Source organism: Paenibacillus sp. D2_2 (assembly GCF_031199965.1).
In the GTDB taxonomy this organism is placed as follows: domain Bacteria; phylum Bacillota; class Bacilli; order Paenibacillales; family Paenibacillaceae; genus Fontibacillus.
The window spans coordinates 2,078,736-2,092,944 of record NZ_CP133605.1; the positions used below are offsets into that span (position 1 = coordinate 2,078,736).

9 protein-coding genes and 7 pseudogenes are annotated in these 14,209 nt (G+C 45.8%); all 16 read left to right on the forward strand.

Annotation, left to right across the window (positions count from 1 at the left end):
- Nucleotides 1-69 precede the first annotated feature (69 nt).
- The 16 genes and pseudogenes from RE628_RS10335 (at nt 70) to RE628_RS10410 (ending at nt 14,139) form a co-directional block, all read left to right on the forward strand.
- Nucleotides 70-662 (forward strand): annotated as a pseudogene (locus RE628_RS10335) (lysostaphin resistance A-like protein).
- Nucleotides 659-1,051 (forward strand): hypothetical protein, encoded by a 393-nt coding sequence (locus RE628_RS10340; protein ID WP_309158615.1) that lies wholly within the window; start codon nt 659-661, stop codon nt 1,049-1,051. Before RE628_RS10335 ends, RE628_RS10340 begins: the two are co-directional and overlap by 4 nt.
- Nucleotides 1,052-1,661: 610 nt before the next feature.
- A pseudogene (serS, locus tag RE628_RS10345) lies at nt 1,662-2,943 on the forward strand (serine--tRNA ligase).
- A gap of 107 nt (nt 2,944-3,050) precedes the next feature.
- Nucleotides 3,051-3,404 (forward strand): hypothetical protein, encoded by a 354-nt coding sequence (locus tag RE628_RS10350; RefSeq protein ID WP_309158616.1) that lies wholly within the window; start codon nt 3,051-3,053, stop codon nt 3,402-3,404.
- A gap of 211 nt (nt 3,405-3,615) precedes the next feature.
- Nucleotides 3,616-4,236: a genetic competence negative regulator gene (locus tag RE628_RS10355; protein WP_309158617.1), complete on the forward strand. Its 621-nt coding sequence runs from the start codon at nt 3,616-3,618 to the stop codon at nt 4,234-4,236.
- A gap of 60 nt (nt 4,237-4,296) precedes the next feature.
- A pseudogene (gene prsW, locus RE628_RS10360) lies at nt 4,297-5,011 on the forward strand (glutamic-type intramembrane protease PrsW).
- Between the two features lie 302 nt (nt 5,012-5,313).
- Nucleotides 5,314-6,723, forward strand: coding sequence for a germination protein YpeB (ypeB, locus tag RE628_RS10365; protein WP_309158618.1), 1,410 nt, complete (start codon nt 5,314-5,316; stop codon nt 6,721-6,723).
- Nucleotides 6,724-6,883: 160 nt separating this feature from the next.
- A pseudogene (locus RE628_RS10370) lies at nt 6,884-7,536 on the forward strand (flagellar brake protein).
- Between the two features lie 89 nt (nt 7,537-7,625).
- The gene (locus tag RE628_RS10375) at nt 7,626-7,766 is read left to right on the forward strand and encodes a hypothetical protein (protein WP_309158619.1); all 141 of its coding nucleotides are present in this window, start codon (nt 7,626-7,628) and stop codon (nt 7,764-7,766) included.
- A 187-nt stretch (nt 7,767-7,953) separates the two neighbouring features.
- Nucleotides 7,954-8,660, forward strand: a pseudogene (cmk, locus tag RE628_RS10380) ((d)CMP kinase).
- A complete protein-coding gene (locus RE628_RS10385) occupies nt 8,661-9,242 on the forward strand; it encodes a lysophospholipid acyltransferase family protein (protein WP_309158620.1) in 582 nt (193 codons plus the stop codon).
- 131 nt (nt 9,243-9,373) lie between these two features.
- A pseudogene (rpsA, locus tag RE628_RS10390) lies at nt 9,374-10,605 on the forward strand (30S ribosomal protein S1).
- A 180-nt stretch (nt 10,606-10,785) separates the two neighbouring features.
- Nucleotides 10,786-12,108 (forward strand): ribosome biogenesis GTPase Der, encoded by a 1,323-nt coding sequence (gene der / locus RE628_RS10395; RefSeq protein WP_309158622.1) that lies wholly within the window; start codon nt 10,786-10,788, stop codon nt 12,106-12,108.
- A gap of 14 nt (nt 12,109-12,122) precedes the next feature.
- The gene (gene plsY, locus RE628_RS10400) at nt 12,123-12,734 is read left to right on the forward strand and encodes a glycerol-3-phosphate 1-O-acyltransferase PlsY (protein ID WP_309158623.1); all 612 of its coding nucleotides are present in this window, start codon (nt 12,123-12,125) and stop codon (nt 12,732-12,734) included.
- A pseudogene (locus RE628_RS10405) lies at nt 12,727-13,766 on the forward strand (NAD(P)H-dependent glycerol-3-phosphate dehydrogenase). Before plsY ends, RE628_RS10405 begins: the two are co-directional and overlap by 8 nt.
- A 100-nt stretch (nt 13,767-13,866) precedes the next feature.
- Nucleotides 13,867-14,139, forward strand: a complete 273-nt coding sequence (locus tag RE628_RS10410; protein ID WP_309158624.1) for a stage VI sporulation protein F — start codon at nt 13,867-13,869, stop codon at nt 14,137-14,139.
- The last annotated feature ends 70 nt before the right edge of the window (nt 14,140-14,209 follow it).

Here is a 14,209-nt window from a genome sequence, read left to right on the forward strand (position 1 = left end):
TTCAGTCCATGAGCAACAAATATGTACTTATCTCAATTTCATTTTAAAGGACAGGGTTTGACAAATTATATGAAAAAGTTCAAATTCGGCAAAATCAAGATACAAAAGGTCGATCCCGGTCAACTAAATGAGCGAATCTTGTTGATCAATTTGTATCTTACTCAAGGACTTACCTTATTTATCGGTCTAATCATTCTATTATTTCAGAAGCGAAACCCACTAACTGTGTTAACATTTCCTGAACATCCTGAATTTACATACTATAGCATCGGATTAGCTGGTGTTATGTTCTGTGTAGATATGCTCATTTCCAGATTTGTCGGAGAGGACAGCATGGACGATGGTGGAATTAACAACATGCTGTTCCGGAGCCGGCCTATATGGCATATTATTGTGATCTGCCTAGTTGTGGCGGTATGTGAAGAACTGTTGTTCCGGGAGCTATCCAGCATGGATTTGGCATCTATTGGACAAGTATTCTTTTTGCAGTGATTCATGTCCGTTATTTGAAGCATTGGATTCCGACTGGATGGGTATTTTTGAGCAGTTATGGCCTAGGTTACATTTATGTACTGACAGGGACACTTTGGGCGCCTATTTTATGCCATTTCATTATCGACCTTGTATCTGGGCTAGTCATTAAATATCGGAGGGAATCATGAGTGAGCGTTTGAGCAGGGTTGAACGGTATGATCGAAGCCGTGAGCCTAAAGACACCAAGACCAGACACCGCCGTTCATCAGCAACTAGAGCCAGTAGAACAAGACCGGATTTCTTGGCGGAATACCAGGAAGAAGTTCATGAGGATATATCCCAGAATGAAATTCTGTTTGCGACCGAAGCTCAGGATGAAACATTCAAGGAACAGGACGAAGCAGATGGAACTAACTTGAAGGACTTGCCAACACGGAAGCAGATGTTTCCATCTCAGCGGTTGAAACTGCAGAAGTGGTTCCTCAACTCGCTATTGTATATCTTTATTGGACTGCTCGTCTTTTTGTTGTGGTGGGGTATCAGTAAATCCCCCTGGGGCCAAAAATACGGACTGTAGGGGAAGTTCAAAAAGTCCACTTTTGATAAGAAAACCGATCGAAGTAATTCATGGATGAGCGACCACGATTCAACGGTAGGTTTCCTTGCGATATAGAATTTCATCAGCTCCGCTGATAACGAATAAATTCTATATCTAACACGAAGTAACTCAGGAAGTGAACTCGGCATCGAATCTTGAATTCACCCGGGACCTCCGGTGCTCACGTACCAACTTACGTACGCTCCGCTCCTCAGTCCCTAGCTTCATCCAACTGAAGCGTTTTGGAAAAACGCACATCGGAAGCAGAAGCTTCGGTGCTGAAAACCGGACTTATTAAACAGTTATTTAAACATGGCTTGACTTTTTGAGTGAGCTGCATATATTATGTTGAACACAAGAACATAACCGGAAAAAATGCCGATGAAGAGAATCCAACTCAGAGGCGTTCTCGTCAAGATAGAGATGTCTATCCTAAGTTAAACGGACCGCCCGTTATCGCGGAACCAAGTGATTGAAGCTGGCTTAATATGCTTCAGTAAATTGGGTGGCACCGCGAGCAGAGCGCTCCTCGTCCCAACGGATGAGGGCGCTCTTTGTATTTTTATCAGAGCCAAAGGAGTGGTTGTATATGCTGGATATTCGTTGGATTCGTGACCATGCTGCCGAAGTGCAAGAGGCTGCAAAGAAGAAAGGGATCGATGTATCTGTAGAAGAATGCTTGCGGAAGGACGATCACAGAAAAGAACTACTGCGGGAAGTTGAAGGTATGCGGAATTTGAGAAATGAAGGATCTTCTCAGGTAGCAGGGCTACTACAAGCAGGAAAGGTTGAAGAAGCGGAGCAAAGCAAAACCGAGCTTAAGCTACTTAACGGGAAGATCGCTGATATTTCGCAGAAGCTGGATCAAGTGAACAACGAACTTGAACGTCTCATGATGCTCATTCCGAATGTTCCTTCACCTGATACGCCGGAAGGAAGTTCGGATGCGGACAATATCGAGATTCGAAGATGGGGAGCACAGCCAGAGTGGCAGTTTGAGCCATTGGATCATGTAGATTTGGGCATCCGCCACGATATGATTGATATACCACGTGGAGTCAAGGTCGGTGGGAGCCGTAGCTATTATTTGAAGGGAATAGGGCTGCTACTTCATCGAGCTGTTCAGCAGCTTGCGCTGGATCTGCTCTTAGAACACGGATTTACCCCGTTTGATGTTCCTCTGATGGTAAGGGAAGAAACTATGGTTAACACCGGCTTCTTCCGACTGGACGGGATCAGGCTTACGCAGTACAAGATGAATCGTTATGGATGGTTGGGACGTCCGAGGTACCGCTTGTATCATATTACGGGGAGAGATCGTTGACGTGGAAAGGCCGATAAAGCTAGCTGGCGTCTCGAATTGTTTCCGGAGTGAAGTCGGATCAGCGGGAAGAGATGTACGTGGATTATACCGAGTTCATCAATTCGCCAAAGTGGAGATGGTCATTATTTGTAAGTCGGATCCTGCGATATCGGAACAATTACTTCAAGAGATCACATCCCATTCCGAGCAATTGCTTCAGATCTTGGAGCTTCCGTATCGGGTAATGGCTGTATGTGCAGGAGATATGTCGCAGAAGACCTACAAGCAGTATGACATTGAGACATGGATGCCAAGTCGTGGTGATTATGGTGAGACACATTCCGCATCGGATCTCCATAGCTTCCAGGCGAGAAGGTCGAATATCCGATATCGGGATGAGCAAGGGAAGCTGCAGTATTGCTATACGCTTAATAATACGGCTGTTGCTTCGCCCAGAATATTAATTCCGCTGTTGGAGAATCATCAACGTGAGGACGGCTCGATTTATGTTCCACCTGCGCTACGCAAATATTTGGGCGGTCGCGCAGAGCTGATCCCGCAGGGGTAAGCCTAATCAGTTTGCCAAGGAATGCTTTCCTGTATTTATGCCGCATGAGTTTGTTTTAAAGGGCAAACAATAAGTGTGATTTTATCATAACTTAGGAGGTTGTTCAGGTGAGATCTTCCACATTCTTATGCGGAGTTATCCTCGGCGCTGCCGCCGGAGTCATGGCATCTAAGCGTAAAATGAATTGGATGGCCATGATGAGTGAAGCAGGCTCAGCCTTGAGTCTGGCGGGTATGAAGACGGGGAAGGAATGTCATAATGGGCAGGCTAGGTCAACAAGTAGCCGTGGGAGCACGCTAAGTGCCCAGGTGTTTCCCAGTCAGAGTTCATCGTCCACAGCGAATCATTCGAAGGAATACACTGTAAATCAGATCAAAGATTTTATTAAAGGGAATCCTGAGGTGCGGCTGGAAGTAGAAGCCATCCTCAAGGAGAGCAACACAAAAATTCCGGGATTGTAACAGTGAATAGATGAACAAGTAGAATGATATTTCTAATGGGATCATTTTTCGCAGAATGTTATGTTCAGCGAAAAATGATTCTTTTTTGCCTAGATTATTACGTGCATTTACTTAAAATAAATGATAACATACATACAAAGAACCATTTCCATCACATATTAAAGCACGTTTCATAATTTGTAATAACAACGGCATGAGAGGAGGATCCTGTATGAGGATAGAAAGACTTGGCCAGGATAAGATACGGATTTTCCTTACTTTTGACGATCTAAGTGAACGCGGCATTCAGAAAGAGGATATGTGGCAAGAGATTCCCAAAGTTCATGACTTGTTTACTGAAATGATGGATCAGGCATACAAGGAAGTTGGATTCGATGCTACTGGTCCTTTGGCTGTTGAAGTGATCGCCTTACCTGCTCAAGGGATGGTTGTGATAGTAACACGCGGGAAATATGACCATCACCACCCTGGGTTTGGATCGCCTTATGAGGATGAATTGCCGGATGAAGTGTATGAAATGGAAGTTACCTTAGAGAGCAGTGACACTATTCTGTATTCTTTCGATGACTTTGAAACATTGATCGATGCGGCTCATGTTCTTAAGCATATGCTTCAAGATATCGGCAGATTGTATAAATATAATAATAAGTGGATTCTGCAAGTAGATCCCGAACCTCTTGAGGAAGCTAAGATTCAGGCTATCATCGCTGTGATGGCGGAATTCGGAAATGCTACTCCAGTAACTTCGGCTGTGCTTGAAGAATACGGAAGCTTGGTCATAGCAGAGAATGCTGTGGAAGTAATTAGCAGTCATTTCAAATTACAAAATTAAGCATGACAGTTAGAGGTCTGCTATTTTGAGATAAGGGACGATAGTAAGGAGGAATCCCGTTTGCTTTTTTTCTCAATTTTAACTGCAGCGGTCGCTCCTGGTATCGCCCTGCTTACTTATTTTTATCTGAGGGACAAGTACGATGCTGAGCCGTTGCAGATGGTTCTCAAAGTGTTTCTGATCGGATTTCTGATCATCTTACCGGTTATGGTATTGCAACGCGGTCTAACGATATGGCTGGGAGACGGTCCACTAGTTCAAGCTTTTGTCGTCTCTGCTGGTGTTGAAGAAGCGTTAAAGTGGTTCGTTCTATTCTATTATATATATCACCATACCGAGTTCGATGAGCCTTATGACGGTATTCTTTATGCGACAGCGATCTCGCTCGGCTTTGCAACTGTTGAGAATGTGATTTACGCCTTTGCTAGTCACGCGACGATGGGAACGATGATGGTCCGAGCTTTGCTTCCAGTGTCAGGACATGCGATGTTCGGCGTCATGATGGGATATTACTTGGGCCGTGCGAAATTCTCGTCTGGGTGGAGCAACCGTAAGTATTTACTCTTCTCGCTTTTACTGCCGCTGTTCTGGCATGGGGTATATGATTGGATACTAGATAACTTATCGCAATATTGGATATGGTATATCGTTCCGCTAATGGCTTTCTTCTGGTATGGCGGCTTAGGCAAAATATATCGGGCAACGAAACGTTCCCCTTTCCGTCTTACCGAGGCGGGAGGACAAGATTAATAAAGTCTCAAATAGGGCATCCTAATTCCAGGTACTATGGATTTATAATCCGTTAACTGGGGGGTGCCTTTTTACTGTGCGGATCAAAGTTTGTATAACCTGCAAAACATGCGGAGAACGTTTTGTTTTGCGGGGACGAAAAGATAAGGATAAAGATTTGATCGAGACGGGTTTTAAGCAGTGCCTATGCGACAATCGCGATGAATTTGTCATTGAAGAAGCACTATAGTTCGGTGCGGATATCCTAATTTTCCAGACAGTATGAATAAAGCTTCTTTTTTCAACTCAAAATAAGCTCAGCTTAGATGAAGAAAGGAGCTTTAGCCAATGTATAAACGTTTGAGTGCGATTTTATTTCCTATTGCCACTCTTTTATTAATCGGCGCATTGGTATGGGGATATCAGGAGAATCAGGAGAAGAACGCGATCTTGATTAAAGCCGAGAACCAGTATCAGCGCGCTTTCCACGACTTGTCGTATCATGTCGATAGGCTTCATAGTCAGCTTGGCAATACGCTGGCGGTTCATTCGGCATCGTCCGGCTCCCAGCGCAAGGGACTGGTCAATGTTTGGAGAATTACAAGTGAAGCGCAAAATGAGATCAACCAACTTCCACTGACGATGTTGCCCTTCAGCAAGACTGAGGAATTGTTGTCGAGAATCTCTAACTTCTCATATCAGACTGCAGTTCGTGACTTAACCAAGCAGCCGTTAACAGATAATGAGATGAAAAATTTGAAGGAGCTATATAAGAACTCTGAACAAATATCGAAGGATCTACAAGGCGTTCAAGACAAAGTAATCTCCAATCGTCTGCGCTGGATGGATGTAGAGACCGCATTGGCCACGAATAAAGAAGCGAAAGACAATACAATTATTGATGGCTTCAAGACAGTGGATAAGAAGGTGGGAGAATATCCTGAGCTTGACTGGGGACCTTCCGTCTCTAGCATGTATACGAAAAGATCGGTGAAGAAGCTTGGTGGAACTCCGATTACTACTGAAAATATCAAGCAGAAAACAGCTAAGTTTATTGGGCATCAAAGCGGAAATATCAAGGTTATAGAGAATGGGCGTGGCACGGAATGGGCTTCCTTCACAGCCAAGTCCAAAGGTAAGAGGGATGAGACCTATACGCTGGATTATACTCGTAACGGTGGGCATCTGATATCCTATTCCTGTGATCGGACAGTTGGCTCAAGGTCTCTAGGCTATAAAGAAGCGAGAGCTGAGGCACAGAAATTCCTGAAGGAGAAAGGGTACCCTGACATGACCGCGGTATCCTATGATCAGTACGATAATATTGGCAGCCTAAACTTTGTAAGTAAACAAGGGGATGTCCTGATTTATCCCGAGAAAGTCACTGTTCGTGTAGGTCTAGATAATGGACAGGTAACTGGCTTTCAGGCGAGCGATTACGTATATGAGCGTGATATAAAACAGAAAATCCCTAAGCCGAAGCTGACAGTTGAGCAAGCACGGAAGCACCTGAATTCTGATTTTAAGGAGAAATACAACCGACTTTCGCTCATTAAGAATGATCTGTCTGACAAAGTACTTACTTATGAGTTCGGTGGTTCGATCAACGGTTCAGATTATCGCATCTATATTAATGCCGAGAATGGAACCGAGGAGAATATTGAAGAAATTAGAAGTAATAAACCAACGAACAAAACGGAGAAGCAGCAAAACCAACCAAAGCAGCAAAAGAACCAAAAGCATCAGAAGCATAGATAACATCTTATAGTATTAACAAGAGCTGGATCAGAAGGCCTAATTATCACGGCCTGATCTAGCTCTATTTTTTGTCCAACGTAATGATTCAAAATAATGTATCTCCAGTATGGGGACAAGCATGATATAATTTACTGTGTATGTTGACATAGGAGGTGAAAGCTTGTATCCGAAAGTAAATGATCTTGTCTACATCCATGTCGCTTCTGTCGACAAGAAGGTGCAGGACAAAGAGTATAAATCGCGAATCGCCGACGATAACGAAGATTCATTTTTGATTGAAGTTCCGATCGAGAGCGGAACAGGAAGACTCAAGCGGCTTGTTGTTGGGGATGAGCTTTCTGTATATTTTCTGACCGAGGGCGGGATTAAGAACTTTTTTAATACATATGTAACCGGATTTGCAGATGATAAGGTACAGATGGTGCGAATTCGCAAACCAGAGCCAGAGACGATTACCAAGATTCAACGCCGGGATTTCCTTCGGGTTGTGGCTGATCTTGAGATCGCTGTAAAAACGAAGGACAATACCCGTTTTATTGCATATACCGAGGATGTCGGTGGCGGCGGCGTCTCATTCAAATGCGAAAGTAAGTATAAGATCGCGCAAGGTGATCAGTTGTATTGTTGGCTGCTGATCCCGTATAAAATGGTTCCATCGATCACGTACCTTTTGAGGCCGAGGTTGTTCGGATTAAGAAGCTGGAGACGGACAAAGTAATCGTCATGTTGAAACTGGTCAGTATTTCCGATATGGAGCGTCAGAAGGTTATACGTTACTGTTTTGAACGACAGTTTGATTTCAAGAACCGTTAATAGAGGTTTGAACACGCACTAATAGTGAAATGATTCCCCTAGCTCAAATTAGGAAATACCTAATAATGAGTGTAAGGGGGCGAATTAGAATGAATGACAAAGAAAAGGCACACGAATATACTGAGCTATTTCTGCAACTTTGCAGACCTGGTCGAGCGGTGGATGAAGAGGCTCGTTCTGCTACTGGTGGTAAGTTTGTGTTTGGTGCAGGCGGCTCTCCGTATACCTGAAATTAGGCATATGTTGTCATCCGCAGATAAGTTCGAGGGTGTGCCAATTCAGTGGGAAAATAGGCGATAATATTGCGCTTTTCGCGCTATTCGCTTTTGCATCCCTAAGTTATGTGTGGTATAATTTTCACGTCGCAGGCAAAGCCTGCTTTTTTCTTGAGACCCGTTTTTGAGGAGGAATACCCCATTGGCAAGTGCAGCGTCTAAGGCTAACGGCAGAATCAACATCGCGATTGACGGGCCGGCCGGGCAGGTAAGAGTACCATCGCCCGTAGAGTAGCAGGCAAGTTATCCTATGTTTATGTAGATACCGGTGCGATGTACCGGGCTGCCACCTGGTTTATGCTCCAGCATGGGATATCTTCGGAAGATGTGGATCAAGTGTTGCAAGCGGTAAATAAACTGGAAATTGAGCTGGTTCCTGGAGAGAACGGACAGCAGGTGCTGGCCTGTGGCTTACATGTCACCGAGGAGATTCGTTCGCTTGCCGTTAACGCCAAAGTATCCAAATATGCAGCAATTGAAGGGCTGCGGAGCAGGCTTGTCTCACTTCAGCAGCAAATGGCTTCGCGTAAAGGTGTTGTTATGGATGGTCGTGACATAGGAACTACGGTGCTGCCTGATGCCGAGGTGAAAATTTTCATGACCGCCAGCATTGAAGAGAGAGCTCTTCGCAGATACAAGGAAATGAAGGAACAAAGCGACATTACTCTGAAGCAGCTTGAACTTGATATCGCAGAGCGTGATCGCCTCGACCAGGAACGGACGATATCTCCGCTTCGCCAGGCTGAGGATGCGATTCTTCTGGATACGACACATATGTCGATTGATGAAGTTGCTGAATTTATCGTATCCCATGCGAGAGAGCATTCAAGGAGAGAGGGAGAAGTTTAGATGATTTATAGATTTTGTCGCGCAGTGCTTCGGATAATCTACAAGGCGCTGTTCCGCTTGGAAGCGAAGGGACTTGAGAACATTCCTCAAGAGGGAGGAGTGCTGCTGTGCGCGAATCATATCAGTCTGCTCGATCCTCCAACGATCGGCATTTTGCTAGATCGCAAGGTACATTTTATGGCCAAGAAGGAATTATTCGATATTATCGGCTTTGGCTGGCTAATTAAAGAGCTAGGAGCGTTCCCTGTCAAACGCGGTAGCGTGAGCAAGGAATCGATCAAGACTTCTCTGACCCTGCTTCGCGAAGGACATGTAATGGGTATTTTCCCTGAAGGTCATCGAGCTAAAGGGGAAGACATGGGAATAGGCCAGAAAGGGGCGGCAACCTTTGCGCTCCGTGGCGATGCGGTTGTTGTTCCTGCTGCTATCATCGGTAATTATAAGCTTTTTCGTAAAACGAGAGTGGTATATGGCGAGCCAATCGATATGGCTCCATTCAAGGAAGCGCCGAAGACTGAAGCTGCCGATTTGGCAACAGATGCCATCATGTCCCGGATTGCTGAATTGAAACAATCGATATAGCTGTAAAACCTATTTTATCGCGAATGCATGAAGATAGGGGATAATTGGTAAGCTATATTCGTGAATTGTTTTGAACTACGCTAATAGCGAGTTTAAATAAATGGTTTTTTTGAATTGAGGAGGTTATTGACATGTCGGAAGAAACAAAGAATGGCTTGGAAGCCGTAGAGGCAAGCCAAGAAGAAATGGAGCAAATCGTATCCTTGAAAAAGGGGACACCGTAAAAGGGACGATCGTCAAGATCGAGGATAACCAAGCTTATGTCAGCATTGGATATAAATATGACGGCGTTATTCCTATTCGTGAATTGTCCTCCGTTCACCTGGACAGCATTGCGGACGCCGTACAGGTTGGTCAAGAAGTTGAGACCAAGGTTGTCAGCATCGACGATGAGAAGGAGCGTCTTGTACTCTCCAAACGTGCCATCGACAGCGAGAACGCTTGGGATGAATTGCAAGCTCGCTTGGACAGCCAAGAAACCTTCGAAGTTACTGTTGCCGACGTGGTTAAGGGTGGCCTTGTAGTAGACGTAGGTCTGCGCGGTTTCATTCCGGCTTCCATGGTAGAACGCCATTTCGTTGAAGATTTCAGCGATTACAAAGGCCGTACGCTTCGCGTAAAAGTGAAAGAAATGGATAAAGAGAACAATAAAGTTATCTTGTCCCAAAAGGACGTTCTTGATGAAGAGTTCGAAGCAAACAAGATCAAGGTTATGGCTGGCCTTCAGGAAGGTCAAGTAATCGAAGGTACGGTACAGCGTTTGACCCAATTCGGCGCATTTGTTGATGTGGGTGGCGTGGACGGACTTGTACACGTGTCGGAAATCTCTTGGAGCCATGTAGACAAACCTGGCTGATGCTCTCTCTGAAGGAGACAAAGTTAAAGTTAAAGTTCTGAAGGTTGATCCTGAAAAAGGTAAAATCAGCCTGAGTATCAAAGCTGCTTTGCCAGGACCTTGGGATTCAGCGAACGAGCAATTCCATATTGGCGATATCGTGAGCGGTGAAGTAAGACGTCTTGTTAATTTCGGAGCTTTTGTAGAAATCGCTCCAGGCGTTGAAGGACTTGTTCATATCTCGCAAATTTCTCATAAACATATCGGCACTCCGCATGAAGTGTTGAAGGAAGGCCAAACGGTTCAAGTTAAAATTTTGGACCTGAGCGCAGCTGAAAAACGTGCGAGCCTGAGCATCAAGGAAACAGAAGAAGCACCAGCTCAAGCACCTAAGAGCGAGAAGCCTTCGAAGGGTAGCAGCGTGAGAAAGAAGATCTGGGCGATAACCCTAATGTTTCCCTTAGTAACCAAGGACTTAGCTTTACTCTGGCCGAGCGTTTCGGAGACAAGCTGAGCAAATTGAAATAAGCGGATATAAGCTTTAGACATCATTATCGGCGGACCCCTTATGCGGGTTCGCTGTTTTTTTTGGTAATACTATAGTTAGCCAATTCAGTGTTTTTTTGCTATGATTATTTAGGCGTATTTTTTACACGATAAAAAAACGTAAGTGAATATAGATTTTAAGTAATTTTAGGAGGAATGCGTATGGCAAGACCCGTAGTGGCCATTGTCGGTAGGCCGAATGTAGGTAAATCTACAATCTTTAACCGCTTGATTGGCGATCGTCTGGCTATTGTTGAAGACAAGCCGGGGATTACTCGGGACCGAATCTACGGTACAGCAGAATGGAATGGGGTACCGTTCAGTGTGATCGACACAGGAGGTATCGAGCTTAGCGATGAAGAACCGATTCTGAAATTGATTCGGATGCAGGCTGAGCTTGCGATTGAGGAAGCCGATGTGATCGTGTTTATGTGTGATGCCAAGACCGGGGTGACCGGCGCGGATGAAGAGGTAGCCACTATGCTCTATCGGAGCGGAAAACCTGTCATCGTCGCTGTTAACAAGGTTGATAACCTTGGTCGTCAGGATTTTATTTATGAATTTTACAACCTCGGATTCGGCGAGCCCATTGGCGTATCGGGCAGTCATGGTACGGGAATCGGCGATCTTCTGGATGCCATTGTTGAGAATCTGCCGGAGCAGACGGACGATGAGTACGACGATGATGTAATCCGAGTAGCCTTAATAGGGCGTCCGAACGTGGGTAAATCCTCGCTTGTCAACGCTATATTAGGCGAGGAGCGCGTTATTGTCAGCGATATTGCTGGAACAACCCGCGATGCTGTCGATACTCCGTTCGAGAGAGATGGCCAGAAGTATGTATTGATCGATACCGCAGGTATGCGTAAGCGCGGCAAGGTGTATGAGACGACCGAGAAATATAGCGTTATGCGCGCTATGAAGGCGATCGAGCGGGCCGATGTTGTGCTGGTGCTGATTAATGGGGAAGAAGGAATTATTGAACAGGACAAGCATATTGCTGGCTACGCATATGAGGCTGGTAAAGCTTCTGCATTTGTCGTTAACAAGTGGGATATCGTCGAGAAGGACGATAAGACGATGCAGCAGTTCGAACAGAAGATTCGTGATCACTTCTTGTTTATGACCTATGCGCCGGTAGTCTTCCTGTCGGCCAAGACGAAGCAAAGACTTCACAAGCTGCTTCCGGTTGTACAGCATGTTGCCGATCAGCATACGAAGCGGATTCAAACCCATTTGCTTAACGATGTTGTCTCGGATGCAGTGGCGATTAACCCGCCACCTACGGATAAAGGCAGAAGGCTGCGGATTAATTATGTAACTCAGGTTGCTGTTAAGCCTCCGACAGTCGTTGTATTCGTCAACGATCCAGAGCTGATGCACTTCTCCTATGAGCGTTATCTGGAGAATAAGATCCGCGCCGCTTTTGATTTTGAAGGTACGCCGATCCGTCTGTTCACACGGCGTAAGTCTGATGAGGGTTAGGAGAGGACGATAAGTTGATTTTATCCGTCATTGCAGTTCTTACTTCTTATTTACTAGGTTCGGTCAGCTTCAGTGTTGTGCTTACCAGGGCGATCAAGGGGATTGATATCCGTCAACATGGCAGTGGCAATGCGGGCGCCACGAATACGCTTAGAGTGCTCGGTAAAGGTCCAGCGATCCTCGTATTAGCGCTTGATGTGCTAAAAGGGATTGCCGCAGTTTGGATAGGCCGCTGGCTTGGAGACGGCTCTGTATGGGTGCCTGCTCTTTGCGGTATTGCGGCAATCATCGGTCATAATTGGCCGGTCTATTTCCGTTTTCGTGGAGGGAAGGGGATTGCTACGACGATCGGAGTCATGGCGACCCTGTTCTTCTTTCCGGCTTTTTATGCCGGAATTATTGCAATTCTATCGATCGTATTCACGAGATATGTGTCGCTCGGCTCGCTGATATTCGTATTGTTGACGCCTATCTTTCTCGTGATTTTCGAAGGCGTTGGTCCTTATTTTTGGGTTAGTCTGCTCATATGCCTCTTTGCTGTATGGAGACATTGGACGAATATCGTCAAGCTTGTAGAGGGCAGAGAGAATAAGCTAGGTTCAAAAGGAGGAAGCAAAGTTGGCTAGGAAGGTTGCTGTACTGGTAGCGGGAAGTTGGGGACAGCGCTCGCAAGCGTGCTGGCGGATAAGAAAATGAATGTTGTCGTCTGGACTCGCAATGAGTCGCAAAAGGACGAAATCAACAATCTCCATAGCAATGAGCGGTTTCTGCCGGGAGTTACTCTATCCCCAAATCTGAGCGCTACGACGGACATGCATGAGGCGATGAACGGGGCTGAAGCTGTTGTTATCGTCGCTCCTTCGGCTGCGATTCGAGATGTTACCCGGCAAATGCGTCCTTATTGGACGGAAGAGATGCTGGTGGTACATGCTACGAAAGGCTTTGAAATCGAATCGCTCAAGCGGATCTCCACGGTAATTGCGGAGGAGCTCGGATGTGAAGAAGGACGTATTGTCGTCCTCTCCGGACCAAGCCATGCCGAGGAAGTCGTGAAGCGCTGCCCAACGACGGTTGTCGTTGCCGCACAGGACGATACACAGGCTGTTCGTGCTCAGGATCTGTTCATGAATCCTTATTTCCGCGTCTATACGAATCGTGATATGGTTGGCGTTGAACTGGCCGGTGCATTGAAGAACATAATCGCGCTTGGAGCGGGTATGTCGGATGGTCTTGGCTTTGGAGACAATGCCAAAGCGGCTTTGTTAACCCGCGGGCTTGCTGAGATTACACGGATTGGCGCGGAGATGGGAGCAAATCCACTTACTTTTGCCGGTCTAGCTGGAGTTGGTGATCTTGTCGTAACGGCGACGAGCCGTCATAGCCGCAACTGGCGTGCTGGTTATATGCTTGGCGAAGGCAAGAAGCTGGAGACAGTGCTAAGCTCTATGGGTATGGTTGTAGAAGGAATTCGCACGACGAAGGCTGCTCATACGCTCTCTGGTAAGTACAAGGTACAGATGCCGATTACCCAACAGATCTATCAAGTTTTGTTTGAGGATCTGGATCCGAGGACAGCGGTAGAGGCACTGATGGGCCGCAATAAGAAGACAGAGATGGAACTGATGTCCATCGAGACATGGGAGACCTGGCATAAGTAATGAAGTGATAATATGGCATAATAACTTAGCTGGAAGCCTACTCACCTTTTCCGTTCCGTTCTCATACTATGGGGAAGAGGACAACGGAGGAGGCGAACGTATGAACAATTTTTCCAAGGATGCTCTGAATGCCATCAACAAAAAAAGTGGTAAAAATATAACAGAAGGCACGGTCAAGAAGTTGGCTAGCAATGTGAAGCCGTCTACGATGCAGAATGAAGATGAGCTGCGCAAGTTGATCAAGCAGGTATCAGCGGCTGCCAAGGTGCCTGTTACGGAAAGTACAATTAATGATATCGTCAGCGCAGTGAAGAAGAGCGGCATGAATTCGAACAATATGCAAGCTCTGATGAAAATGATGATGAAGAAGTAATCCGTTCATATAGTCATTTAACATTGCTATGTCGGGAATAGTCCTGCAGGAGAGTAAAATCCTGTAGGGC